Annotated in this window: 21 protein-coding genes; 10 read left to right on the top strand and 11 right to left on the bottom strand. The window is 73.7% G+C overall.

All coding sequences use genetic code 11. The features are described 5' to 3' along the window. Positions 1-161: 161 nt before the first annotated feature. Positions 162-731, top strand: a complete 570-nt coding sequence (locus IE273_RS00395; protein WP_189813104.1) for a hypothetical protein — start codon at positions 162-164, stop codon at positions 729-731. On the opposite strand, the gene IE273_RS00390 is transcribed toward IE273_RS00395, so the two are convergent. The 6 genes from IE273_RS00390 to IE273_RS00365 form a co-directional block, all read right to left on the bottom strand. Then, entirely contained in the window at positions 728-1,738 is a 1,011-nt protein-coding gene (locus tag IE273_RS00390; protein WP_189813103.1) for an LLM class F420-dependent oxidoreductase, read from the bottom strand. The two genes, IE273_RS00395 and IE273_RS00390, sit on opposite strands and share 4 nt — an antisense overlap. Positions 1,739-1,844: 106 nt before the next feature. Beyond that, positions 1,845-2,636, bottom strand: a complete 792-nt coding sequence (locus IE273_RS00385) for a DUF5336 domain-containing protein (RefSeq protein WP_229887019.1) — start codon at positions 2,634-2,636, stop codon at positions 1,845-1,847. Positions 2,637-2,719: 83 nt separating this feature from the next. Continuing rightward, a complete protein-coding gene (locus IE273_RS00380) occupies positions 2,720-3,691 on the bottom strand; it encodes an N-acetylmuramoyl-L-alanine amidase (RefSeq protein WP_189813102.1) in 972 nt (323 codons plus the stop codon). 22 nt (positions 3,692-3,713) lie between these two features. After that, positions 3,714-4,364 carry a class I SAM-dependent methyltransferase gene (locus tag IE273_RS00375; protein ID WP_189813101.1) on the bottom strand — a complete coding sequence of 217 codons (651 nt, stop codon included), beginning with the start codon at positions 4,362-4,364 and terminating at the stop codon, positions 3,714-3,716. 153 nt (positions 4,365-4,517) lie between these two features. Beyond that, on the bottom strand, positions 4,518-6,260 hold the full coding sequence (locus tag IE273_RS00370) for an MFS transporter (protein WP_189813100.1): 1,743 nt from the start codon (positions 6,258-6,260) through the stop codon (positions 4,518-4,520). Between the two features lie 360 nt (positions 6,261-6,620). After that, positions 6,621-7,253 carry a response regulator transcription factor gene (locus IE273_RS00365; RefSeq protein WP_189813678.1) on the bottom strand — a complete coding sequence of 211 codons (633 nt, stop codon included), beginning with the start codon at positions 7,251-7,253 and terminating at the stop codon, positions 6,621-6,623. Positions 7,254-7,708: 455 nt separating this feature from the next. Here IE273_RS00365 and IE273_RS00360 point away from each other — a divergent pair, with 455 nt between their 5' ends. Then, positions 7,709-8,326 carry a TOPRIM nucleotidyl transferase/hydrolase domain-containing protein gene (locus IE273_RS00360; RefSeq protein WP_189813099.1) on the top strand — a complete coding sequence of 206 codons (618 nt, stop codon included), beginning with the start codon at positions 7,709-7,711 and terminating at the stop codon, positions 8,324-8,326. A gap of 274 nt (positions 8,327-8,600) precedes the next feature. Next, positions 8,601-10,181, top strand: coding sequence for an alpha-L-arabinofuranosidase B (locus IE273_RS00355; protein WP_189813098.1), 1,581 nt, complete (start codon positions 8,601-8,603; stop codon positions 10,179-10,181). Here the strand turns inward: IE273_RS00355 and IE273_RS00350 are convergent. Further along, on the bottom strand, positions 10,147-11,511 hold the full coding sequence (locus IE273_RS00350; protein ID WP_229887018.1) for a sensor histidine kinase: 1,365 nt from the start codon (positions 11,509-11,511) through the stop codon (positions 10,147-10,149). The genes IE273_RS00355 and IE273_RS00350 overlap by 35 nt on opposite strands. 314 nt (positions 11,512-11,825) lie before the next feature. On the opposite strand from IE273_RS00350, the gene chsH3 reads away from it, so the two are divergent. The 3 genes from chsH3 to IE273_RS00335 all read left to right on the top strand — a co-directional run bounded on the left by chsH3 (position 11,826) and on the right by IE273_RS00335 (position 14,803). Beyond that, positions 11,826-12,683: an enoyl-CoA hydratase ChsH3 gene (chsH3, locus tag IE273_RS00345; RefSeq protein ID WP_189813097.1), complete on the top strand. Its 858-nt coding sequence runs from the start codon at positions 11,826-11,828 to the stop codon at positions 12,681-12,683. 93 nt (positions 12,684-12,776) lie between these two features. Further along, on the top strand, positions 12,777-13,853 hold the full coding sequence (locus IE273_RS00340) for a Zn-dependent alcohol dehydrogenase (protein ID WP_189813096.1): 1,077 nt from the start codon (positions 12,777-12,779) through the stop codon (positions 13,851-13,853). A gap of 11 nt (positions 13,854-13,864) precedes the next feature. Further along, positions 13,865-14,803, top strand: coding sequence for a 3-oxoacyl-ACP reductase (locus tag IE273_RS00335; protein ID WP_189813095.1), 939 nt, complete (start codon positions 13,865-13,867; stop codon positions 14,801-14,803). A gap of 47 nt (positions 14,804-14,850) precedes the next feature. Here the strand turns inward: IE273_RS00335 and IE273_RS00330 are convergent, their stop codons facing one another. Then, positions 14,851-15,009 (bottom strand): hypothetical protein, encoded by a 159-nt coding sequence (locus tag IE273_RS00330; RefSeq protein WP_189813094.1) that lies wholly within the window; start codon positions 15,007-15,009, stop codon positions 14,851-14,853. 96 nt (positions 15,010-15,105) lie between these two features. After that, positions 15,106-16,407 (bottom strand): hypothetical protein, encoded by a 1,302-nt coding sequence (locus IE273_RS00325; RefSeq protein ID WP_189813093.1) that lies wholly within the window; start codon positions 16,405-16,407, stop codon positions 15,106-15,108. Between the two features lie 187 nt (positions 16,408-16,594). On the opposite strand from IE273_RS00325, the gene IE273_RS00320 reads away from it, so the two are divergent. From IE273_RS00320 to IE273_RS00310, 3 genes are read left to right on the top strand one after another with little or no spacing between them, the layout of a single operon-like run. Then, positions 16,595-17,503 carry a Nif3-like dinuclear metal center hexameric protein gene (locus tag IE273_RS00320; RefSeq protein ID WP_189813092.1) on the top strand — a complete coding sequence of 303 codons (909 nt, stop codon included), beginning with the start codon at positions 16,595-16,597 and terminating at the stop codon, positions 17,501-17,503. Then, positions 17,500-18,243 carry a zinc ribbon domain-containing protein gene (locus IE273_RS00315; protein ID WP_189813676.1) on the top strand — a complete coding sequence of 248 codons (744 nt, stop codon included), beginning with the start codon at positions 17,500-17,502 and terminating at the stop codon, positions 18,241-18,243. The genes IE273_RS00320 and IE273_RS00315 overlap by 4 nt, the downstream gene beginning before the upstream one ends. A 12-nt stretch (positions 18,244-18,255) precedes the next feature. Next, positions 18,256-19,665, top strand: a complete 1,410-nt coding sequence (locus IE273_RS00310) for a bifunctional RNase H/acid phosphatase (protein ID WP_189813091.1) — start codon at positions 18,256-18,258, stop codon at positions 19,663-19,665. Positions 19,666-19,678: 13 nt separating this feature from the next. Here the strand turns inward: IE273_RS00310 and eda are convergent, their stop codons facing one another. Beyond that, positions 19,679-20,341: a bifunctional 4-hydroxy-2-oxoglutarate aldolase/2-dehydro-3-deoxy-phosphogluconate aldolase gene (gene eda, locus IE273_RS00305; RefSeq protein WP_189813090.1), complete on the bottom strand. Its 663-nt coding sequence runs from the start codon at positions 20,339-20,341 to the stop codon at positions 19,679-19,681. A gap of 71 nt (positions 20,342-20,412) precedes the next feature. Then, positions 20,413-21,195: a peroxide stress protein YaaA gene (gene yaaA, locus IE273_RS00300; RefSeq protein ID WP_189813675.1), complete on the bottom strand. Its 783-nt coding sequence runs from the start codon at positions 21,193-21,195 to the stop codon at positions 20,413-20,415. 74 nt (positions 21,196-21,269) lie between these two features. Here yaaA and IE273_RS00295 point away from each other — a divergent pair, with 74 nt between their 5' ends. Beyond that, positions 21,270-22,703: an RNB domain-containing ribonuclease gene (locus IE273_RS00295; protein WP_189813089.1), complete on the top strand. Its 1,434-nt coding sequence runs from the start codon at positions 21,270-21,272 to the stop codon at positions 22,701-22,703. The last annotated feature ends 28 nt before the right edge of the window (positions 22,704-22,731 follow it).

The raw sequence follows: 22,731 nt of genomic DNA, 5'->3' as shown, positions 1-22,731 counted from the left end.
GCCGGGCGGTGTGCCGTGAAACCCCCCAGGAAGCCCGGAGCGGACCCGGACCCGGCCCGGACACCACCCGGACGGCGTCCCCCAGGTGGCGCACCCCGACGCCCCGGACGAGGCTGCCGGAGGAAGCAGACCGCTCGGGGAGGACACGTCCGGAGGACTCCGTGCCCGTACCGATACGGCGCCTCGTCGTGGCGCTCACCTTGTGCTGCGCCCTGGTGGCGGGTGCCACCGCCTGTGGAGGCAGCGAGAAGAACAGCACGAAGGACACCTCGGCGGCACAGGCCGTTCCCGCCGTCGACAGTCCCAGCCCGACCACGTCCGCGGAGAAGCGCAGGTTCGCCAAGACCCGCTTCGTGCTGGACGCGGGCCTCGCCGCCGGCGCGACCTACCACTGGATCGTCAAGCCCTGGAAGGAAGGCAAGTTCAAGAAGGGCGCCAAGGGCCGCAAGACCGCCCTGGTCAAGGCCGGTCTCGCCGGTGCCTTCACCTACAACCGGCTCAAGGCGGCCCAGAAGGACGCCAAGGCCGACCCGACCCTCTCCAAGGCGCTCGCGCCCCTCAGCAACGGCATCGAGGCCCTGAAGAACCTGCCGTCCAAGCTCCGCAAGGGCGACGAGAACGCGGTGAACTCGTTCAGCGACGTCATCGGCGGTGTCAAGGACGCGGGCAAGAGCGCCGGTGCCCCGGTCAAGGACCAGGTACCCTCCGCCTCCCAGCTCACCAAGGGCTAGGAGTTCAGCTCGGCCAGCACCCGCAGGCTGTGCGGGTCCGGTGACAGGGCCAGCAGGTCCGTCACCGGGCCCCGGCGCCACAACTCCAGCCGCTCGGCGACGCGTTCGCGCGGACCGACCAGGGAGATCTCGTCGGCGAAGGCGTCCGGCACGGCCAGCACGGCCTCCTCCCGGCGCCCGGCGAGGAACAGCTCCTGGATCCGCCGGGCCTCGGCCTCGTACCCCATGCGGGCCATCAGGTCGGCGTGGAAGTTGCGGGCCGCGTGCCCCATCCCGCCGATGTAGAAGCCGAGCATGGCCTTGACGGGCAGCAGCGCCTCGGCCACGTCGTCGCACACCTGCACCCGGGCCAGCGGAGCCACCATGAACCCCTCCGGCAACGCGCGCACCACGTCCCCGTACACCTCGGGGCGGCTCGGCGCCCAGTACAGCGGCAGCCAGCCGTCGGCGATCCGGACCGTCTGGGCGACGTTCCGCGGGCCCTCGGCGCCCAGCAGGACGGGGAGGTCGCGGCGCAGGGGATGGGTGATCGGCTTGAGCGGCTTGCCGAGGCCGGTGCCGTCCGGGCCCCGGTAGGGCAGCGGGTGGAAGCGCCCGTCCACCGCCACCGGCGCCTCCCGGCGCAGCACCTGCCGTACGACGTCCACGTACTCCCGGGTCGCGGTCAGCGGCGACTTCGGGAACGGGCGGCCGTACCAGCCCTCCACCACCTGCGGGCCGGAGAGCCCGAGCCCGAGCAGGACGCGTCCGCCGGAGAGGTGGTCCAGGGTGAGCGCGTGCATCGCGGTGGCGGCCGGTGAGCGCGCGGCCATCTGGGCGACCGCCGTCCCCAGCCTGATCGTCGAGGTCCGGGCGGCGATCCAGGTCAGCGGGGTGAAGGCGTCCGAGCCCCAGGACTCGGCCGTCCACACCGAGTCGTAGCCGAGCCGCTCCGCCTCCCGGGCGAGCGGCACATGACCGGCGTCCGGACCGCGTCCCCAGTAGCCGAGTGCGAGACCGAGCCGCATGCGCCCACCTCCTGACGGAGCGTCAGTTACCGGCCGGGAGGCGACTGTACGACAACGGCCCCCCGCCCGGAAGGGGCGAGGGGCCGGTGCGGTGCGGTGGTGCGGATCAGCCGCGCTGGATGCCCGAGGTGTCCTGGAGCACACCGCGGCGGCCGTCCTGGGTCTGCGCGACCAGCGCGGCACCGCGCTGCTCGACGGCCAGGTACCAGGTGCCCGGCGCCAGTTCGGCGATCTGGTTCGGCGAACCGTCCTCCGAGAACAGCGGACGGGGCACCGGCACGGCGAACCAGAACGGCGAGAAGTCCGCGGCGGCCGGCTGCGGCGCCGGGACGGCACCCTGCGCGGCCGGCGGCTGCTGCCCGAACGGCTGCCCCGGCTGCGGCTGCGCGCCGTAGGGCTGCTGCGGCTGGGCGCCCGGGTAGCCGTAACCACCGGGCGGCTGGGCACCGTAGGGCTGCGGGGCGACCGGCTTGGGGGCCGGGACCAGGGCGGCCTGGAGGGCGGGCACCAGCGGGGTGGCGATGGCGGCGGCGGACAGGACGAGAGCGGCGATGAACCCGAGGACGAGACCGGCGCCGGCGTCCACGTTGTCGAGGTCGATCAGCGTCCACAGCAGCGTCCAGGCCGCCAGGATCGCGAAGGCGGTGCCGACCGCGGCCAGGTCGAGCCCGGCCACCTTGCGCGGCTGCGGCAGGCAGCGGTTGACGACGATGAGAACGGCACCGATCACCGCGCCCATGTAGGTGCCCAGGCCCATGCCCAGGTTGTCCCACGCGCTCCGGCTGACTTCAGCGCCGAAGCCGGAGTAGGTGTAGAAGTTGAGGAACGACGCGATGAACAGCACCACCGCTGCTCCGATCACCACGCCGTCGCCTCTAGTGAGGGAGCGGATATTCACTTCAGGTCCTTCGTAGGTCGTCTCGTCGTCGGTAGACACTATCGTCCGCAAGATCCGGCTGTCCGGCCGGTTCCGCCCGCCGGTCAGGAAGCGCGTAGGAAACTCACGATTCCCTCAGAGATCCCTTGCGCCGCCCGCTGTCGCCAGGCGCCGCTGGTCAGCAGTGCCGCGTCCTTGCTATCGCGCATGTTGCCGCACTCGATGAACACCTTCGGAACCGTTGACAGATTGAGACCACCCAGGTCCGTCCGCGTGACGAGACCGGTACCGTCGCCGAGGTAGTTGGAGGGCGGCTCCCCCGTCTCGCGGAGGAAGTCGCCCGCGATGCGCACCCCGAGATCGTGGGACGGGCCGACGATGGCACGGGTGTCGGCGGCACCCGCGTGCACGGAACCCGGCAGGATGACGTGGAAGCCGCGGTCGCCGGGGGAGGAGCCGTCGGCATGGATGGAGATCGCCGCGTCCGCGCGCGCGGTGTTGCCGATCCGGGCCCGCTCGTCCACGCACGGACCCCACGCCGGACTGTCGCCGTCGCGCGTGAGCTTCACCGTGGCGCCCTGCCGCTCCAGCAGGTCCCGCAGCCGGTGCGCCACGTCGATGGTGAACCGTGCCTCGGTGTAACCGTCGTTGGTGGACGTGCCGGTGGTGTCGCACTCCTTGCGGTTCGTCCCGATGTCCACCGGGCGGTTGATCTCGGCCGTGTGCCGGAAGTTGCCCGGGTTGTGCCCCGGGTCGATGACGACGATCTTCCCCCCCAGCGGGCCGGAGCCGCCCGGCCGGGCGAAGGGCGAGCCGGACGCCTTGCCGTCGTCACCGCCGCCGCTGTCGCCTCTGCCGTTCCCGCCGCTCGGGGAAGCGGCCGGGGCGGAGGACACCGCGGAGCCGCGCGGCGCCGGGGAGGCCGTACGGTCCGCACCGCCACCGCCGCCGACCGCCTCGTACACCACCCAGCCGAGCAGCGCCCCGGGCACCAGGGCGGCGAGCGCCACGGTCAGCGGGCGCCGCCGGGGCCGGCGGGGCTGCGGGGGATCGAAGTCCGGGCCAACGTACGACACGTCTGCGACTCTAACCGGGGCCTCAGATCCCCGCTCCCGTTCGCCGCAGGACACGCAGCGAGCCGGTCGCCGAGACCTCCGCGAACGCCCCGGAACCAAGGGCCCGCCGGTACACCCGGTACGGCGCCTGGCCGGTGAACTCGTCCTCCGGGTGGGGGAAGACGTCGTGGATGACCAGCAGCCCGCCCTCGGCCACGTGCGGCGCCCAGCCGTCGTAGTCGGCCGTGGCGTGCTCGTCCGTGTGGCCGCCGTCGACGAACACCAGCCCGAGCGGGGAGTTCCAGATCGCCGCGATCTGCGGGGAGCGGCCGACGAGGGCGACCACGTGCTCCTCCAGCCCCGCCCTGAACAGCGTGCGCCGGAAGGCGGGCAGCGTGTCCATCAGGCCGACCTCGGGATCGACCGTCTCCGGGTCGTGGTAGTCCCAGCCGGGCTGCTGCTCCTCGCTGCCCCGGTGATGATCGACGGTGAGCGCCGTGACCCCGGCCGCGCGCGCGGCGTCGGCCAGCAGGACGGTGGAGCGCCCGCAGTACGTGCCGACCTCCAGCAGCGGCAGCCCGAGCCGGCCGGCGGTGACGGCGGCGTCGTAGAGGGCGAGCCCCTCGTCAAGGGGCATGAACCCCTTCGCCGCCTCGAACGCGGCCAGGATCTCGGGCTGGGGAGCGGCGGGCATGGAGCGCCTTTCGGTCGTACGTCGGTCCGGGCGCCCATGCTGCCGCACCCCCCGTCACTCATGGACAGGGGGTGCGGTGCAAGGGGCGCGGGGACCCGGCGCGATCGGCCGGGACGGTGCTGCGACCGCCGGACGGCGGACCGGGGCGTCCCGTCAGGCGTTCACGGTCTCCCCGGGCAGCGAAAGGTCCAGGGCGACGGCCCGCTCCTCACCGGAGTGCGTCGCCGAGGAGGCCAGCGGCCCGTGGCCGGAGGCCCGAGCGGCCAGCACGTACGCCCCCTGGGCCGGCACGGCGAGCGCGTAGCTGCCGTCCTCGGCGGAGACGGTGGCGCCGGCCTGCCGCCCCCGGCGGTCGATCAGGGTGACCTTGGCCCGGGCGACGGGCGTGCCGCCGGCGTCCAGGATCCGCCCCCGGAACCCGCGCAGCACCTCCTCGGCTCGCTCCAGGTTGGCCTCCTCCTCGCTGCTCGCCCGCAGCTGGGTGTGCTGCGCCGGGCGAGCCGCCCTCGGCAGGAAGACCGCCAGGACCAGCCCCACCGCGACGGCGGCGGTGGCGATCAGGAAGGACACCCGGAACCCGTGCATGGTCGGGACGGCGACGCCGTTCACGTTGTTCGCGGTGTTGGCCAGCACCATGCCGATGACGGCGCTCGACACCGATGTGCCGATGGACCGCATCAGGGTGTTCAGGCCGTTGGCCGCGCCGGTCTCCGAGGCCGGGACCGCGCCGACGATGAGCGCGGGGAGCGAGGAGTAGGCGAGGCCGATGCCCGCGCCGAGGATGACGGACGTGATGATCGTCTGCCAGGCCGCGTCCATCAGGCCGAGGCCGCCGCCGTAGCCGATCGCGATGACGACCAGACCGGTGATCAGGGTGACCTTGGGGCCGTAGCGGGCGGACAGGCGGGCGTACACCGGGGCGGTGAACATCATCGTCAGGCCCAGCGGGGCCACGCACAGGCCCGCGACGACCATGGACTGGCCGAGGCCGTAGCCGGTCGCGGTGGGCAGCTGGAGCAGCTGGGGCAGGACGAGCGAGACGACGTAGAAGCTGACGCCGACCATGATCGAGGCCAGGTTGGTGAGCAGCACCTCGCGGCGGGCGGTGGTGCGCAGGTCGACCAGGGGCGCCTTGACGCGCAGCTCGTACAGACCCCACAGCAGCAGGACGGCGACGGCCGCGGCGAACAGGCCGAGCGTCGTGCCCGAGGACCAGCCCCAGTCGCTGCCCTTGGTGATGGGCAGCAGGAGCAGCACCAGACCGGCGGACAGGCCGAGCGCGCCGAGCAGGTCGAAGGAGCCCGCGGCGCGCATCGGGGACTCGGGGACGACGAGGAAGGTGAGGAGGATGGCGAGCGCGCCGAGGCCGGCGGCGCCGTAGAACAGGGCGTGCCAGTCGGTGTGCTGGGCGACCAGGGCCGCGGCGGGCAGCGCGAGGCCGCCGCCGACGCCGATCGAGGAGCTCATCAGGGCCATGGCCGAGCCCAGCTTCTCGCGCGGCAGCATGTCGCGCATCAGACCGATGCCGAGCGGGATCGCGCCCATGGCGAAGCCCTGGAGGGTACGGCCGACGATCATGGTGAGCAGCTGGTCGGTGAAGGCGCTGACCAGGGCGCCGACCACCATCACGGCGAGGCTGAGGACCAGCATGCGGCGCTTGCCGTAGAGGTCGCCGAGCCGGCCCATGATCGGGGTGGCGACGGCGCCCGACAGGAGGGTCGAGGTGAGCACCCACGTGGCGTTGCTGGGGGCGGTGTCCAGGAGCTGCGGCAGGTCCTTGATGACCGGCACGAGCAGCGTCTGCATCACCGCGACCACGATGCCCGCGAAGGCGAGCACGGGGACCACGGCGCCGCCCGCTTTCCGGGTGGGCTGGTCGGTCGTCGTCTCTGGCATGGGGTGGGGCCTTCCGCGTGTCATAAGTGCTGGGTAAACCTCGTATGCACAGGCAACTATTCCGTTGCTTCGGGCCCCTAACGAATCCTTGACCGATCCATGGGTTACTGACGCGGTGTCATGGCGGCGGGGCAGACACCGCAGAAGGCTCAGGGAGTTCCTGGCGCCGAAGGACGACTCCGAACGCGGACGTGACGAAGTGACCGGGGTGCGTGGTGCGGGAGGCCCCGCTCGGAGCGGACGGTCGACTCGGACAGGCGCAGGCGCAGGCTGCCGGCGGTGTGGGCGACGGTCGGCCTGGAGGGGGGCGGCACACGCGAGGCCGGAAGTGACGGAGTGACCGGGGTGCGGGGGGCCCGCTCAGAGCCAGCCCTGTTGCCGGGCCTCCCGTACCGCCTCGGCGCGGTTGCGGGTGCGGGTCTTGCCGATCGCGGAGGAGAGGTAGTTGCGGACGGTCGACTCGGACAGGCGCAGCCTGCCGGCGATGTCGGCGACGGTCGCCCCGTCCACCGACGCCGTGAGCACCTCCCGCTCACGGGGCGTCAGCGGATTGGGCCCGGCGCTGAGCGCGGCGGTCGCCAGCGCCGGATCGACCACGGCCTCCCCGGTGAGCACACGCCGGATCGCCGCGGCCAGTTCCTCCACGGGCCCGTCCTTGACGAGGAACCCGGCCGCACCGGCCTCCATGGCCCGGCGCAGATAGCCCGGCCGGCCGAAGGTGGTGAGGATCAGCACCCGGCAGTCGGGAGCCTGGTCCCGCAGCTCGGCCGCCGCGTCCAGCCCGCTCATGCCCGGCAGCTCGATGTCCAGCAGGGCCACGTCCGGCCGGTGCGTGAGCACGGCGTCCACGATGCCGTCGCCCGAGCCCAGCTGGGCCACGACCTCGATGTCCTCCTCCATGCCGAGCAGCAGGGCGAGAGCGCCACGCATCATGCCCTGGTCCTCGGCCAGCAGCACCCGGATGCGTGTGCCGGGCCGGTGGTCCCGGGGCATCTCGTCGTCCATCGCCACAGGTTACGCCGGACGGCCCGGACAGGAACCGAGCGTTTCCCCGGCGGGGGCGGACAGGGGGCACGGGTACCGGGGGGAGGGACGGGCGGCCGTGGGGCAGGGGGGTGGAGGTACGGCAGCCGGGGCGGGGACGGCAGGGGTACGGCGGTGGAGACGGGTGGCGGTACGGCGGTCGGAAGCGGCAGCCGGAGACGGTACGGCGCTCGGGGGTCGTGGACAGGAAGCGGTACAGCGATAGGGGGTCGGCGACGGTACGCGGTCGGGGCCCGGAGCCGGTACGGCGGTGAGGGTCGGGGCCCGGAGCCGGTACAGGGGTCGGCACCGGAGCCGGTACGGCGGCCGGGGCCGGCGTCTCGGGCGGGCGCCGGCCGCAGGGATCGGTGCGCGCTCGCGGAAATTCCCTACCGTGGGCCCTGGAAAGGGCGGAGACTCGGCTCATGGCTGACATGGGGGCGTTCCGGGAGGCGGTCACCGCGTGGGCGGCCGGTGGGCCCGGAGGCCCCGCGCGGGAGCTGGCCGCACGGCTGTCCGTCCGGGCGGCAGTCCTGCTCGAAGGGCCGAGCGACGAGGCGGCGGTCGGCGCGCTGGCCGCGGGCCGCGGCCGGGACCTGGCGGCCGAAGGGGTCTGCGTCCTGCCGATGGGCGGGGCGATGAACGTCGGGCGGTTCGCCGGCCTCCTCGGGCCGGCCGGACTGGGCCTGCGCCTCACCGGCCTGTGCGACGAGCGGGAGCGCCCGTACTACGCCCGCGGCTGGGACCGGGCCGGTGCGGCACAGCACGGGTTCTTCGTCTGCGCGGCGGATCTGGAGGACGAGTTGATCCGTGCGCTGGGCGTGACCCGGGTGGCGGAACTGGTCCGGGCGGAGGGCGACCTGCGCGCGCTGAAGACCTTCCTGTGTCAGCCCGCGCAGCGGGGCCGCACCGCACAGCAGCAGTTGCGGCGCTTCCTCGGCACGAAGAAGGGGCGGAAGATCCACTACGGCCGTGTCCTGGTCGAGGCCCTCGATCCCGATCGCATACCCGCCCCGCTCGACGGTCTGCTCACCAGCCTCTGACCGGCCGGCGGGCGCGTCACGAACGGCTCCTATCGAACGGCTCGGTACGGACTGCTTGGCACAGAGCGCCCGTAAAGACTCGGCATGGTCCGGTGCGGCGGGGGTTGACGTGTCTTGACGGTACACAAACAATCGCCCCTGCAATCGCCCGTGCCGTGCCCGCGCATTTCCTGGAATCCGCAGTAATTCCGCAGGCGAACAGGTCCGGCATGTCGATCGAACGACGTTCGGGATTCCGGACAGACCTCGCCCCACGACGAACCCGAGGTGCACCGTGCCGTCGAGAACCCCCCGCGCCCCCGGCGCCCCGCGCGCCCCCCGCACACCCCGCGCCCTCCTCTCCCTCCTCGCCGTCTGCGCCACCCTCGCCGCGCTGTTCCTCGGCACCGGCGCACCCCCGGCCGCCGCCGCGAGTTCGCTGCCCTGTGACCTCTACGCCGCCGCGGGCACCCCCTGTGTCGCCGCGCACAGCCTGGTCCGGGCGCTGTACGCGTCGTACAACGGACCGCTGTACCAGGTGCAGCGCGCCAAGGACGGGGCGAAGACGAACATCGGTCCGCTGTCCGCCGGCGGGTATGCGGACGCGGCGGCCCAGGACTCCTTCTGCTCCGGTACGACCTGCGTCATCACCGAGATCCACGACCAGTCCCCGCGCCACAACGACCTCACGATCGAGGGCGCGGGCGGGGCCGGGGCCGCCGATGTGGGCGCACCCGCGGACGCCCTGCCGGTGACCGCCGGCGGCCACCAGGTCTACGGCCTGGAGATCTCCGCCGGCATGGGGTACCGCGACAACTCCACCTCGGGCGTGGCCGTGAACGGGCAGGCGGAGGGGATGTACATGGTGACCTCGGGCACGCACGTCAACAACCGCTGCTGCTTCGACTACGGCAACGCCGAGACCAACAACATGGACACCGGCAACGGCCACATGGACGCCATCAACTTCGGCACCGAGTGCTGGTTCTCGCCCTGCTACGGGCAGGGTCCCTGGGTGCAGGCCGACCTGGAGAACGGGCTGTTCCAGTCCGACGCCGGGTACAGCAAGAACACCTCCAACACCGGGACCGGCCCGCTGCCGTTCGTGACCGCGCTGCTGAAGAACAACGGCCAGGACCATTTCGCGCTGAAATACGGAAATGCCCAATCGGGCGGGCTGACGACCACCTATTCCGGGGGTGAGCCGACCGCGGGCGGATACAAGCCGATGCACCAGGAGGGCGCGATCGTCCTCGGTACCGGCGGCGACAACAGCAACGGTTCGATCGGGTCCTTCTTCGAGGGCGTGATGACCGCCGGCATCCCGACGGACGCCGCCGACAACGCCGTCCAGGCCGACATCGTCTCCGTCGGCTACGGCGGCCCGACCGGCAGCACCGGCACGCCGAGCCCCGGCTCCGAGACATCCCTGCGCGCCACGACCTCCTGCTGCACCGGCGACTACGTCCGCCACCAGAACGACGCGGCCGTCATCTCGCCGGTGACGTCGAGCAGTTCGTCCCTCGACAAGAACGACGCCACCTGGATCGTCCGCCGGGGACTGGCCGACGGCTCCTGCGTCTCCTTCGAGTCACGGAACTACCCCGGTGACTTCCTGCGCCACTCCAACTACCGGGTCTACCGACAGCCGATGGACGGCACCGCCCAGTTCCGGGCCGACGCCACCTTCTGTCCGCAGACCGGCAAGAGCGGCACCGGCACCTCGTTCGCCTCGTACAACTACCCGACGCGCTACCTGCGCCACTACGACCACAACCTCTACATAGCGAGCAACGGCGGAGCCAACGCCTTCGACAGCAGCACGTCGTGGACGGCCGACGTCAGCTGGGCGGTCGCCGCGCCCTGGGCGCCGTAACCGCAGCCGCAGCCGCAGCCGCATCCGTAACCGCAGCCGCAGTCGCAGCCGCGGCAGTCGTAGCGGCACCCGTACCCGCACCGGTACCCACCGCCGCCGCCCACTCGTCACCGCTCACCGGAAGGTCGGCGGTGACCGTGAAGCCGCCGCGTGGCGCCGGGCCGGCCGTGAGGGAGCCGCCCGCCGCCGCGAGGCGTTCGGTCAGCCCCTTCAGCCCCGTACCGCCGGCGCCCGCACCGGCGGCCGGGGTTCCGGCGCCCGTGCCGTTGTCCGTGACCGTCAGCCGGACCCGATCGGCGGCTCCCTCGACGGTGATCTCGCAGCGGTCGGCACGGCTGTGCCGGACGACGTTGGTGACCGCCTCGCGCACCACCCAGCCGAGCAGCGCCTCGGTCCGCGGGGCCAGCGGCGCCCCGGACTGGCGGACCACCGGCCGCACGCTCGCCGCGGAGAGTGCCGACCGGGCCCGGGTCAGCTCGGTGGCCAGGCTGCCCTCGCGGTAGCCGGTCACCGCCTCGCGGATCTCGGTGAGCGCCTGCCGGCCCACCGACTCGATGTCCGAGACCTGTGCCAGCGCCGCGTCGAGGTCGCGTGGCGCGAGCCGGCGGGCCGCCTCCGACTTCACCACGACCACCGACAGGGTGTGCCCGAGCAGATCGTGCAGATCGCGGGAGAAGCGCAGCCGCTCCTCCGCCACCGCCCGCCGGGCCAGCTCCTCCCGGGCGGCCCGCAGCTCCCGCACGGCCTCGGACAGGCTGAGGATCGCGGCGGTGACCATGCTGGACAGGAAGGTGGCGTAGGCGATGCCCGACGCGTCGTCCCAGCCGTCCCGCAGCCAGGTGGCGGCTCCCGCGTAGAGCGTGAGCAGCAGGCCCACGCGGCCCAGCCACGGTCCGCGCAGGGTGGCGCCCGTGGCGAGGCCCAGCAGCGGGAAGAACATCAGCCAGTTGCCGCCGTACCCGAGGGCGAGGCCCGTCGTGACCAGGCCGAGCAGGCCCAGCGCCACCCGGGTGGACGCCGACTCCCGCCTGGCCCGGTCGAAGGCGCGGAAGGTGACGTAGACGTAGAGGGAGTTGAAGGCGAGCAGGCCCAGGCCGCCGACCCACGGGTTCGGGGTCTCGCCCTGGAGCACGTTGGAGAGGGAGCCCATGCCCAGCAGCAGCCAGGGCAGCAGGGTGAAGCCGGTGGGCGGCGGGCCCGGCTGCCCGGCGGCCGAGGGGTCCGCCCCCTCGCACCGGGCGGCCCGCCAGCGCCGCAGGTCCGCCCGCCACACCGGCCGTTCCCGCTGCCAGGCCGCCACCTGGCAGCTCAGCCTCTGCCACCACGTCATCTCCGAGTCCCCCGTCCCAGTCGTTCGAACGGCCCGTCCCGCACGAGGGCGGGAGGGCGGCGAAGCGTACGGATCGAACGGTACGGAACCGGGCCCGGACGCGGGCAGACACGCATGTACCGAATCGGGCAGGACACATGTCACGGTCGGCCCAGTCGAGCTGACACAGCGTCAGGAGCCTTCACAACTGCGGAGGGCTCGGCTATACAGGGGGCGCCGGACTGGAACGCGTTCTAGGTCCGCACGTGGACGACCTCGGTGCGGCCGACGGTGCGGACGTCCGCACCGAGGTCTTGAGACCCGTCAGGAGCCCCATGCCCATCGACGCCGCCAAGGCACTCGCCGCCGAGCCCCGGTCGGGAGAGATCTCCTGGACGCGCAAGGACGTCCTGCTCTACCACCTGGGCATCGGCGCGGGCGTCCCCGCCACCGATCCCGACGAGCTGCGCTACACCCTGGAGTCCCGGCTGCACGTCCTGCCCAGCTTCGCCACCGTCGCGGGCGCCGGCTCACCGGGCGTGATCAGCGGGCTGTCCATGCCCGGAGTCGACGTCGACCTCGCCCGCGTCCTGCACGGCGGCCAGACGCTCACCCTGCACCGCCCGCTCCCGGCCGAGGGCACCGCCACCGCCACCGGCCGCATCGCCGCGGTGTACGACAAGGGCTCGGCCGCCGTCCTCGTCATGCGCACCGACGTCGCCGACAGCGAGGGCCCGCTGTGGACCAACGACGCGCAGATCTTCGTACGGGGAGAGGGCGGCTGGGGCGGCGACCGGGGGCCGTCGGCCCGGCGCGAGCCGCCCACCGGGGAGCCGGACCGGGTCGTCGAGCGGCGCCTGCGCGAGGACCAGGCACTGCTCTACCGCCTGTCCGGGGACTGGAACCCGCTGCACGCCGACCCCGAGTTCGCCAAGCTCGCCGGCTTCGAACGGCCCATCCTGCACGGCCTGTGCACCTACGGCGTCACGCTCAAGGCGGTCGTCGACACCCTGCTCGGCGGGGACGTGAGCCGGGTGCGGTCGTACGCCACGCGGTTCGCCGGGGTCGTGTACCCGGGGGAGACCCTGCGGATCCGGATGTGGGCCTCGGAAGGCTCCGTACGGGCCGCCGTGAGCGCCGTCGAACGGGACGACACGCCCGTTCTCGCCGACACCATCGTTCAGCACTCCTGACAGGCCGCGGCTGACAGGCCGCGAGTGACAGACCGCGAATGCCAGGCCGCGACTGACGGACCGCGAGTGAGAGACCGCGAGGGGAGCCGCACCATGCGCGCAGCCGTACTGCACGAGATCGGCCAGGAAAAGCTGGAGGTGCTCGACGACGTCGAGGCGGTGGGCTTCGGCCCCGGCAGGGTCCGGGTCCGGGTGCGCGCCACCGGGCTGTGCCACTCGGACCTGTCCGCGATGAGCGGGGTGCTGCCCCAGCCGGCCCCCTTCGTACCCGGCCACGAGGGCGCCGGCGAGATCCTCGAAGTCGGCGACGGCGTACGGCACCTCAAGCCCGGGGACCGGGTCGTGCTGTGCTGGCTGCCGGCCTGCGGCGCCTGTCCGGCCTGCAAGCGCGGGCAGACCGAGCTGTGCCTGGCCGGGTTCATGAACGCCGGCACCCCCAACTTCCGCCGCTCGGGCGGCGACCTGTTCGGCTTCGCGGGCACCGGCACCTTCGCCGAGGAGGTCGTGGTCGACGCCGGCTGCGCCGTACCGATCCCGGACGACGTGCCCTTCGACATCGCCGCCCTCATCGGCTGCGGGGTGACGACCGGCCTCGGCGCCGTCCTCAACACCGCCGATCTGGCCGCCGGTTCGTCGGTCGCCGTCATCGGGTGCGGAGGCGTCGGCATCTCGGCCGTACAGGGCGCGCGGCTGAAGGGCGCCGCCGAGATCGTCGCCGTCGACCCGGTCGCCTCCCGGCGCGAGTCCGCCCTCGCGTTCGGTGCCACGAGGGCCGTGGCACCGGAGGGGCTCGCCGACGCCAGGCAGCAGGTCACCGGCGGCGAGGGCTTCGACTACGTCTTCGAGGTCGTCGGCAGGTCCGCCACCACCCGTACCGCCTACGAGAACACCCGGCGCGGCGGCACCCTGGTCGTGGTCGGCGCCGGTGCCATGGACGACGTCCTCCAGCTCAACATGTTCGAGCTGTTCTTCGACGAGAAGCGCATCCTGCCGTCCCTGTACGGCGGCGGGGACGTGCTGCGCTCCTACGAGCGCACGATCGCCCTGTGGCGGGCCGGCCGCGTCGACCTGGCGGGCCTGATCACCCACCGGGTGCCGCTCGCGGGGATCAACGAGGCGCTGGACCAGATGCGCAGCGGGACCGCCCTGCGCACCTGCGTCGAGATCTGAGGCAGCGGCGCATGTCACTGCCACTGGAGGGGCTCTCCGCCATCGTCACCGGCGCCGGACGCGGCCTCGGCCGGGCCGAGGCCCTGGAACTCGCCCGGCTCGGCGCGGCCGTCGTCGTCAACGACTACGGGCAGCCGGGGCGGGACGGCTCCGGGCCGGCGTCGGCCGGGCCCGCTCAGGAGGTCGCAGAGGAGATCCGCGCCGCCGGCGGCAGGGCCGTGGCGCACACCGGCGACGTCTCCGACTTCCCGCAGGCCCGCGCGCTGGTCGAGTCGGCCGTCTCCGCGTTCGGCAAGCTGGACGTCCTCGTCAACAACGCCGGCATCCTGCGCGACCGCATGGTGTTCTCCATGACGGAGGACGAGTGGGACGCGGTGATCCGCGTCCACCTCAAAGGCCACTTCAACACCATCCGCTTCGCCGCCGCGCACTGGCGGGAGCGGTCCAAGGCGGCCGGTACGGCGGTCTACGGGCGGATCGTGAACACCTCCTCGGAGGCGTTCCTGGCCGGGTCCGCGGGCCAGCCCAACTACGCGGCGGCGAAAGGCGGGATCGTGGGCCTGACCACCTCCACCGCCCTCGCCCTCGCCAAGTACGGCGTCACGGCCAACGCCATCTGCCCGCGCGCCCGGACCCGGATGACCGAGGACGTCTTCGCCGGCCTGCGCAGGCCGGAGGAGGGACTCGACCCGCTCGCTCCGGAACATGTCGCCCCGCTCGTCGGCTATCTGGCCTCGCCGGCCGCCGCCCGGGTCAACGGCCAGTTGCTCGTCGTCCACGGCGGCATGGTGGCCGTGATCGAACGGCCCCGGGTGCGGGCCCGGTTCGACAGCGAGCGGGAGACGTTCACGTACGACGAACTCGACGCGCTCCTCACCCCGCACTACGCGGACCGGCCGCCGGGGGAGACCTTCGCGGCGGCGGAGGTGCTGGGGCTCGGACGGGGATAGGCAAAGGGGGCGTCCGCCGAGCGGGCGCCCCCTCTTCTTCACTGCCGTCAGGCAGCTGCCTCCGCCGTCTCCTGGGCCGGCTTGCGATGCCGGCCGTGCGGAGTCGACTCGCTCTCCTGGGCCGCGACCGGGCCCCGGTGCCGGCCGTGGCCGGCGTTCTCGGAAGAGCCGGCAGACAGCTGCTCAGCGGTGCTGGTGTCGCTCATCGGACGTATTCACCCCGTCAACCTGATCTTTCGTACAGCCGGGCGAGTTTAACCGGCGCACCACGGGCCGAATCCAGGCGCACACGCCAACCGGCACTAGTTCGTTACAAGACGCCCCAAGGGTGCCTGCTGCAACGGCACGGGCCGGGCCGCCGCCGGCACCGGAGGACCCGGTTCCGCCCCCGCCGGACCCACCCGCTCCAGGGCCCCGGCGACGCCGCCGTCCCGGTCCGGCCCCTGGGCGCCCCCCGTCCTCTCCGCGGCCACGCCCCCCGTTCCCTTGGCGGCCACGTCCCCCGTTCCCCCCGCGGCCACGCGCCTCGTCCCCTCCATTGCCACGTTCCCCACCCCCGCCGTGGCCGCGGTCGCGCCCCCGACCGGTGCCGTCACATCCGACACGCCGCACGGGGTCGCCTCCGTGGCGTACGGCAGGCGCAGCACCCCGTCGCGCGTGCACAGCCCGGTGCCCGCCAGCCAGCCCTCGGGCGCCGGGAGGTGCCGGACCTCACGGCCGGCCGGCCGCCACACGCCCACCCAGGTGCCGAGGGACCCGTCGATGCGCAGGCCCACCGCGCAGTTCTCCGGCATCAGCACCTGCCCGGGCTGGATCGCGAACGGTGTCACCACGCACTCCGGCACCCGCAGGCACTCCGGGAACCGCACCGGCAGGGTGCTGCCGAGGACGCCCCAGCCCAGGCGCTCCCGTCCGGGCGAGGGCGCGTCCGAGGAGATCAGCAGCAGGCCGCTGTCGGGATCGGCGAGCAGCAGCCGGTCGTCGCTGCCCTCCGCGATCTGGAGCAGCGGCGAGACCTCGCCGGCGCGCTCCAGGTCCACCACGACCGTCTTGGTGCGTCCGTCCAGTTCCCGGTCCAGCGCCAGCATCCGTCCGGAGCCGTCCAGCCAGACCCCGCCCGAGCAGCGCCCCGGCACCTCGGCGCACCGCTCCGGGCCGAACGCCCCGCCGGCCACCAGCCACACCACGCTGGAGCGCGGTCCGACCGCGAGGGCGTACGCCCGCACACCCCCCGGCGCCGGCGGCAGCAGGGCGAGCCGGGTGCCGGGCCCGGCGCACTCCACCGCGCCCAGCGGCAGCTCACCGGTGCCGGGCCCGGTCGGGTACAGCAGCGAGAAGGCGTGCCGCCCGGCCACCGGGCGGTGGATCAGCACCCGCCCGTCACCCATCGGCTGCACCTCGGTCCCGGGCCCCTCGGGCTGGTTTGTGGGCAGGGGCACCGCGTACGGCTCCGGGCCGTCCAGGGTCCAGCGCTCCGGGAACCAGGAGTCACCGTCACGGGCGAGCCGGGCGGCGTACGCGCCGTCCGCCGTGATCGCGCACCCCGTCCCCGGCAGGCCGGCGGTCCCGTCCGTGGAGGGGGGATCGATCGCACAGACCGTCATCGTTCGGTCACCTCCGGCGACGAAGCTAGTTTTCGCGCGCGGACGCGGGGGACCGGCCCTCCCCGGCTTCACACGTACGGGTGGTGCAGAAGCGATTCACCTGAGGAAACCGGGGCGTCTGTGCTGAGCGGGGGCAGACCGGACGCATGCGGTACGGCCCCGCCGAGCAGCCAGGTAGCCTTGGGCCGTGCCCCGTCTGTCTGAAGTCATCGCCGCGCTGGAGAACCTGTGGCCCGCCGAGCGGGCCGAGTCCTGGGACGCGGTCGGCACGGTCGTGGGCGATCCCGCCCAGGAGGTCACCCGGGTCCTGTTCGCCGTCGACCCCGTCCAGGAGATCGTGGACGAGGCGGTGAAGCTCGGCGCCGACCTGCTGGTCACCCACCACCCGCTCTACCTGCGCGGCACGACCACGGTCGCGGCCACGCACTTCAAGGGCCGGGTCGTGCACACGCTGATCAAGAACGACATCGCGCTGCACGTCGCCCACACCAACGCGGACACCGCCGACCCGGGCGTCTCCGACGCCCTCGCCGGGGCCCTCGACCTCCGTGTCGTACGCCCCCTCGTGCCGGACCCCGCCGACCCCGAGGGCCGCCGGGGCCTGGGCCGCGTCTGCGAACTCGACCACCCCCTCACCGTCCGCCAGCTGGCCGCCCACGCCGCCGAGCGGCTGCCCGCCACCGCGCAGGGCATCCGGGTGGCCGGCGACCCCGAGGCCGTCGTTCGCACCATCGCCGTCAGCGGCGGCTCCGGCGACAGCCTCTTCGACCAGGTCCGCGCGGCCGGCGTCGACGCCTTCCTCACCGCCGACCTGCGCCACCACCCGGCCTCCGAGGCGGTGGCCACCAGCCCCCTCGCGCTGCTCGACGCGGCGCACTGGGCCACCGAGTGGCCCTGGTGCGAGCTGGCCGCGAGCCAGCTCGACGAGATCTCCGACCGTCACGGCTGGGACCTGCGCGTCCACGTCTCCAAGACGGTCACCGACCCCTGGACCGCCCACGCGGCGTCCACCGCCACCGCCCACCCGTCGCCCACCACCACCCTTCCAACGAGCGCTTCGCGCGCCCCTTCCGATACCACGGGAGCCCCCAACTGAACGCCGCGCCCGCCGACCAGATCCGACTCCTCGACGTCCAGGCCCTCGACGTCCGCCTCCAGCAGCTCGCGCACAAGCGGAGGTCCCTGCCCGAGCACGCCGAGATCGAGTCGCTGACGAAGGACCTCACGCAGCTGCGCGACCTGCTCGTGGCCGCGCAGACCGAGGAGAGCGACTGCGCCCGCGAGCAGACCAAGGCCGAGCAGGACGTCGACCAGGTGCGCCAGCGCGCCGCCCGCGACCAGCAGCGCCTGGACTCCGGCGCGGTCACCTCGCCGAAGGACCTCTCCAACCTCCAGCACGAGATCGCCTCCCTCGCCAAGCGGCAGGGCGACCTGGAGGACGTCGTCCTGGAGGTCATGGAGCGCCGCGAGGCCGCCCAGGAGCGGGTGAACGAGCTGACCGAGCGGGTCGCCTCCGTGCAGTCGAAGATCGACGACGCGACCGGTCGCCGGGACGCGGCGTTCGAGGAGATCGACGGCGAGGCCGCCTCGGTGACCAAGGAGCGCGAGGTCGTGGCGGCCTCCGTCCCCGCGGACCTGCTGAAGCTCTACGACAAGCTGCGCGAGCAGCAGGGCGGCATCGGCGCGGCCAAGCTGTACGCCCGCACCTGCCAGGGCTGCCGGCAGGAGCTGGCCATCACCGAGCTGAACGAGATCCGCGCGGCGGCGCCGGACACGGTGGTCCGCTGCGAGAACTGCCGCCGCATCCTGGTGCGTACGGCCGAGTCGGGTCTGTAAGGGGCTTCAGGGGTGCGGGAGTTCATCGTCGAGGCCGACGGCGGGTCGCGGGGCAACCCCGGGCCCGCGGGCTACGGGGCGGTCGTGCTCGACGGGGCCACGGGTGAGGCCCTGACCGAGGCCGCGGAGTACATCGGCGTCGCCACGAACAACGTCGCCGAGTACCGCGGCCTCCTGGCCGGCCTCCGCGCCGCCCACGCGCTCGACCCGTCGGCCCGGGTCCACGTCCGCATGGACTCCAAGCTCGTCATCGAACAGATGTCGGGCCGCTGGAAGATCAAGCACCCCGACATGAAGCCGCTGGCGACGGAGGCGAGGTCCGTCTACCCCCCGGACCAGGTCACCTACGAGTGGATCCCGCGCGAGCGGAACAAACACGCGGACCGCTTGGCGAACGAGGCGATGGACGCGGGGGCGAAGGGCCGGCAGTGGTCACCGTCGCGGTCCAGCGCGGCCCTGGACACCCCGCCTGCCGTCCCTGAGCCGTCGGGCCCGCCCGGAGACGCGGCGGCGGGCGCGGCGAAGGCCCGCGCGGCCCTGGCGGAGGGCCGGACCGCCAGTGCGGTTCCGGATTCCGCGGTGGCCGCGGAGGGCCGGACCGCCGGTGCGGCACCCGTCCCAGCGGAAGCGGCACCTCCCGGCGAGCAGCGCCCTACGGCCCCCAGCGCCGGGCAGGCTCTCGGCGAGCAGCGCCCCGAGTCCCTCAGCGAAGGGCGCCCCTCCGGCTCCGGTGCGGAAACCGTGAACGAGCAGCGCGTCACCAGCGCCCCCGGCTGGAGCGCCGCCCCCGACCTGGGCGCGCCCGCCACCCTCGTCCTGCTCCGGCACGGCGAAACCCCCCTGACCCCCCAGAAACGCTTCTCCGGCAGCGGCGGCACCGACCCCTCCCTCTCCGCCGTGGGCCGGGAGCAGGCGCACCGGGTCGCCGAGGCCCTGGCCCGGCGCGGCACGATCCAGGCCGTCGTCGCCTCCCCCCTCGCCCGCACCCGCCAGACCGCCGAGATCGTCGCCGCCCGCCTGAACCTGGACGTCACGCTCGACGACGGCCTGCGCGAGACGGACTTCGGCGCCTGGGAGGGCCTGACCTTCGGCGAGGTACGCGAGCGCCACCCGGACGACCTCGACGCCTGGCTCGCCGACCCGGAGGCCCACCCCACCGGCGGCGGTGAGAGCTTCGCCGAGACGGCCACCCGGATCGCCGCGACCCGCGACAAGCTGGTCGCGGCCCACGCGGGCCGTACGGTCCTGCTGGTCACGCACGTCACCCCGATCAAGACCTTCGTCCGCCTCGCGCTCGGCGCCCCGCCCAAGTCGCTGTTCCGGATGGAGCTCTCGGCGGCCTCTCTGTCGGCGGTGGCGTACTACGCGGACGGCAACGCGAGCGTACGGCTGTTCAACGACACCTCCCACCTGCGTCCCTGAGCCACCCGGGCGGCTACGCCCCCGAGCCGCCCGAGGACCTCAAACCGGCCGCCGTACGCGCCAGTTCCTCGATCCGCCCCCAGTCCCGCGCGGCCACGGCCTCCGCCGGGACCATCCAACTCCCGCCCACGCAGCCGACGTTGGGAAGGGCCAGGTACTCCGGCGCGGTCTCCGGCCCGATCCCGCCCGTGGGACAGAACCGGGCCTGCGGCAACGGCCCGGCCAGCGAGCTCAGATACGCCGTACCGCCCGCCGCCTGCGCCGGGAAGAACTTCATCTCCCGCACCCCGCGCTCCAGCAGCGCGACGACCTCCGAGGTGGTCGACACCCCGGGCAGGAACGGCACCCCGGACCCGCGCATCGCCTCCAGCAGCGCCTCCGTCCACCCGGGACTGACCAGGAACCGGGCCCCGTCCGCCGTACACGCGTCCACCTGCTCCGGCGTGATCACCGTGCCCGCCCCGACCACGGCCTCCGGGACCTCGGCGGCGATGGCCCGGATCGCGGCGGGCGCGGCCGGGGTCCGCAGGGTCACCTCGATCGCGGGCAGCCCGCCCGCGACCAGCGCCCGCGCCAGCGGTACGGCGTCGGCGGCGTCGGTGAGCACCACCACGGGTACGACGGGGGCGAGGTCCAGCACGGAGGCAGCCGGAAACGAGGGCAGCGGCGAGGTCATGCGCTCATCGTGCCCAGGTACCGCAACCTCCGCAATGAGCGTTGCGCATGCTGCAACGCCTTACGGTGTCCTCAGTGGATCTCGTCCACCAGGACATCCAGCGCCCACGCCTTGCCCGCCTTCCCGGGCGCCTCCGCCTCCACGGCGTACCCCAGCTCCCGCAGCACCTCCACCAGCTCCGCGGGATCCTTCGGCGTGGCCCCGGCGGTCAGCAGACCGCGGACGATCCGGCCCTTCGTCGCCTTGTTGAAGTGGCTGACGACCTTCCGGGTCGGCGCGTGCAGCACCCGTACCGTCGCCGTGCGCCCGGCCACCTCGCCCTTCGGCCTCCAGGCCGCCGCGTACGCCGAGGACCGCAGGTCGAGGACCAGGCCGTCGGCCGCCGCCTCCGGCAGCACCTCGGCCATCGGCGCCCGCCAGTGCCCGGCCAGCGCGCCCAGCCCCGGCAGCTTCACGCCCATCGAGCAGCGGTAGGAGGGAATCCGGTCCGTCACCCGCACGGCACCCCACAGCCCGGAGAAGACCAGCAGCGAGTCCGCCGCGCGGCGCCGCGCCGCCGCGTCCAGCGTGGCCAGGCCGAGGGCGTCGTACAGGACACCGGTGTAGACCTCCCCGGCCGGGTGGGCGCCGGCCGTGCGCAGCGCGGCGTTCTTGGCGACCTCGCCGCGCAGCCCCTCGCTCAGCCCCAGCACCTCGCGGGCCTTCTCCTCGTCGCCGGAGCACAGCTCGACCAGCTCCCCGAGCACGGCCTCCCGCGCGGCGGTCAGCCCCGGCAGGGACAGCGACTCCAGCCGAAGCGGGGCACCCTCACCCGCGTTCGCCTTGCCTTCCGAGGGCGGCAGCAGGACCAGCAACACGTACTCCTCACGTAGACCTCCGCGCCAGGGTACGGCGTGACTCCGCTGCCACCTCGGCCTACGCTCACTCCATGCCCCGCCGCAAGATCCACGTCACCGGCGCTCCCGAAGCCCCCCTCCGGGCCGCGCTCGCCGCGCTCCGTTCCGAACTCGGCATACCGGAGGACTTCCCGCCCGAGGTCCACGCTGCGGCCGAGCAGGCGGCCAAGGACCCGGCCCTGCCGGTGTACGACGCCACCGACATCCCCTTCTTCACCCTGGACCCGCCCACCTCCACGGACCTCGACCAGGCCACCCACCTGTCCCGGCAGGGCACCGGCTACCGCGTCCGGTACGCCATCGCCGACGTCGCCGCCTTCGTCGCACCCGGCGGAGCCCTGGACGCGGAGGCGCACCGGCGGGTGACCACCCTGTACTTCCCGGACGAGAGGGTCCCGCTGCACCCCACCGTGCTCAGCGAGGGCGCGGCCAGCCTGCTGCCCGGCCGGACCCGGCCTGCCGCGCTGTGGACGATCGACCTGGACGCGGAGGGCCGTACCCGCGCCGTCGACGTGCGCCGGGCCTTGGTCCGCAGCCGGGCCAAGCTCGACTACGCCCACGTGCAACGGGACATCGACAAGGGGACGGCCGAGGAACCCGTCGCGCTGCTCAAGGAGATCGGCGAGGCACGGGAACGCCTGGAGGCCGAGCGCGGCGGGATCTCCCTGCACGTGCCCGAGCAGGAGATCATCGAGCAGGACCACACCTACGCGCTGCGCTACCGCGCCCCGCTGCCCGCCGACGGCTGGAATGCCCAGCTCTCCCTGCTCACCGGCATGGCCGCCGCCGATCTGATGCTCGCCCACGGCACCGGCATCCTGCGCACCCTCCCCACCGCCCCCGACGGCGCCGTCGCGCGGCTGCGCCGTACCGCCACCGCCCTGCACATCGACTGGCCGCACCACGTGTCGTACGCGGCCCTGCTGCGCACCCTGGACCCGCACGACCCGCACCACGCGGCCTTCCTCCAGGAGTGCACCACCCTGCTGCGCGGGGCCGGCTACACCGTCTTCCGGGGCGGCGAGCTGCCCGCGCTCACCACGCACGCGGCCGTCGCCGCCGCCTACGCGCACTGCACCGCCCCGCTGCGCCGCCTCGCCGACCGGTACGCCTCGGAGATCTGCCTCGCCGCCGTCGCCGGCCAGGACCCGCCCGACTGGGTGCTCGCCGCGCTGGACGCGCTGCCCCGGCGGATGGCCGACGGCTCCCGGCGCGCGGGCACGGTCGAGCGGGAGTGCGTCGACATCGTGGAGGCGGCCCTGCTCAAGGACCGGGTCGGGGACGTCTTCGACGGCTGTGTCGTGGACGTGGACGAGCACCGGCCGACCGTGGGCACCGTCCAGGTGCTGTCCCCGGCGGTCATCGGACGCGTCGAGGGCACGGACCTGCCGCTCGGCGAACGCCTGCGCGTCCGGCTCACCCGCGCCGACCCGGGCACGTCGAAGATCCTCTTCACCGTGGCCTGAGCGCCTGGACGAGCGCGGCATGGAATCG

The organism is Streptomyces olivaceoviridis (assembly GCF_014650115.1).
GTDB lineage: Bacteria > Actinomycetota > Actinomycetes > Streptomycetales > Streptomycetaceae > Streptomyces > Streptomyces olivaceoviridis.
Note: the sequence above shows the minus strand (reverse complement) of the source record. Positions and strands in the feature narration are given on the sequence as shown.

Excerpts from the sequence above, each read along its gene's own strand:
- IE273_RS00390 (WP_189813103.1), bottom strand. The coding sequence starts at position 1,738 with ATGCGGCTCGGTCTCGCACTCGGCTACTGGGGACGCGGTCCGGACGCC.
- IE273_RS00375 (WP_189813101.1), bottom strand. The coding sequence starts at position 4,364 with ATGCCCGCCGCTCCCCAGCCCGAGATCCTGGCCGCGTTCGAGGCGGCG.
- IE273_RS00370 (WP_189813100.1), bottom strand. The coding sequence starts at position 6,260 with ATGCCAGAGACGACGACCGACCAGCCCACCCGGAAAGCGGGCGGCGCC.
- IE273_RS00365 (WP_189813678.1), bottom strand. The coding sequence starts at position 7,253 with ATGCCCCGGGACCACCGGCCCGGCACACGCATCCGGGTGCTGCTGGCC.
- IE273_RS00360 (WP_189813099.1), top strand. The coding sequence starts at position 7,709 with ATGGCTGACATGGGGGCGTTCCGGGAGGCGGTCACCGCGTGGGCGGCC.
- IE273_RS00350 (WP_229887018.1), bottom strand. The coding sequence starts at position 11,511 with ATGACGTGGTGGCAGAGGCTGAGCTGCCAGGTGGCGGCCTGGCAGCGG.
- chsH3 (WP_189813097.1), top strand. The coding sequence starts at position 11,826 with ATGCCCATCGACGCCGCCAAGGCACTCGCCGCCGAGCCCCGGTCGGGA.
- IE273_RS00340 (WP_189813096.1), top strand. The coding sequence starts at position 12,777 with ATGCGCGCAGCCGTACTGCACGAGATCGGCCAGGAAAAGCTGGAGGTG.
- IE273_RS00335 (WP_189813095.1), top strand. The coding sequence starts at position 13,865 with ATGTCACTGCCACTGGAGGGGCTCTCCGCCATCGTCACCGGCGCCGGA.
- IE273_RS00330 (WP_189813094.1), bottom strand. The coding sequence starts at position 15,009 with ATGAGCGACACCAGCACCGCTGAGCAGCTGTCTGCCGGCTCTTCCGAG.
- IE273_RS00325 (WP_189813093.1), bottom strand. The coding sequence starts at position 16,407 with ATGACGGTCTGTGCGATCGATCCCCCCTCCACGGACGGGACCGCCGGC.
- eda (WP_189813090.1), bottom strand. The coding sequence starts at position 20,341 with ATGACCTCGCCGCTGCCCTCGTTTCCGGCTGCCTCCGTGCTGGACCTC.
- IE273_RS00295 (WP_189813089.1), top strand. The coding sequence starts at position 21,270 with ATGCCCCGCCGCAAGATCCACGTCACCGGCGCTCCCGAAGCCCCCCTC.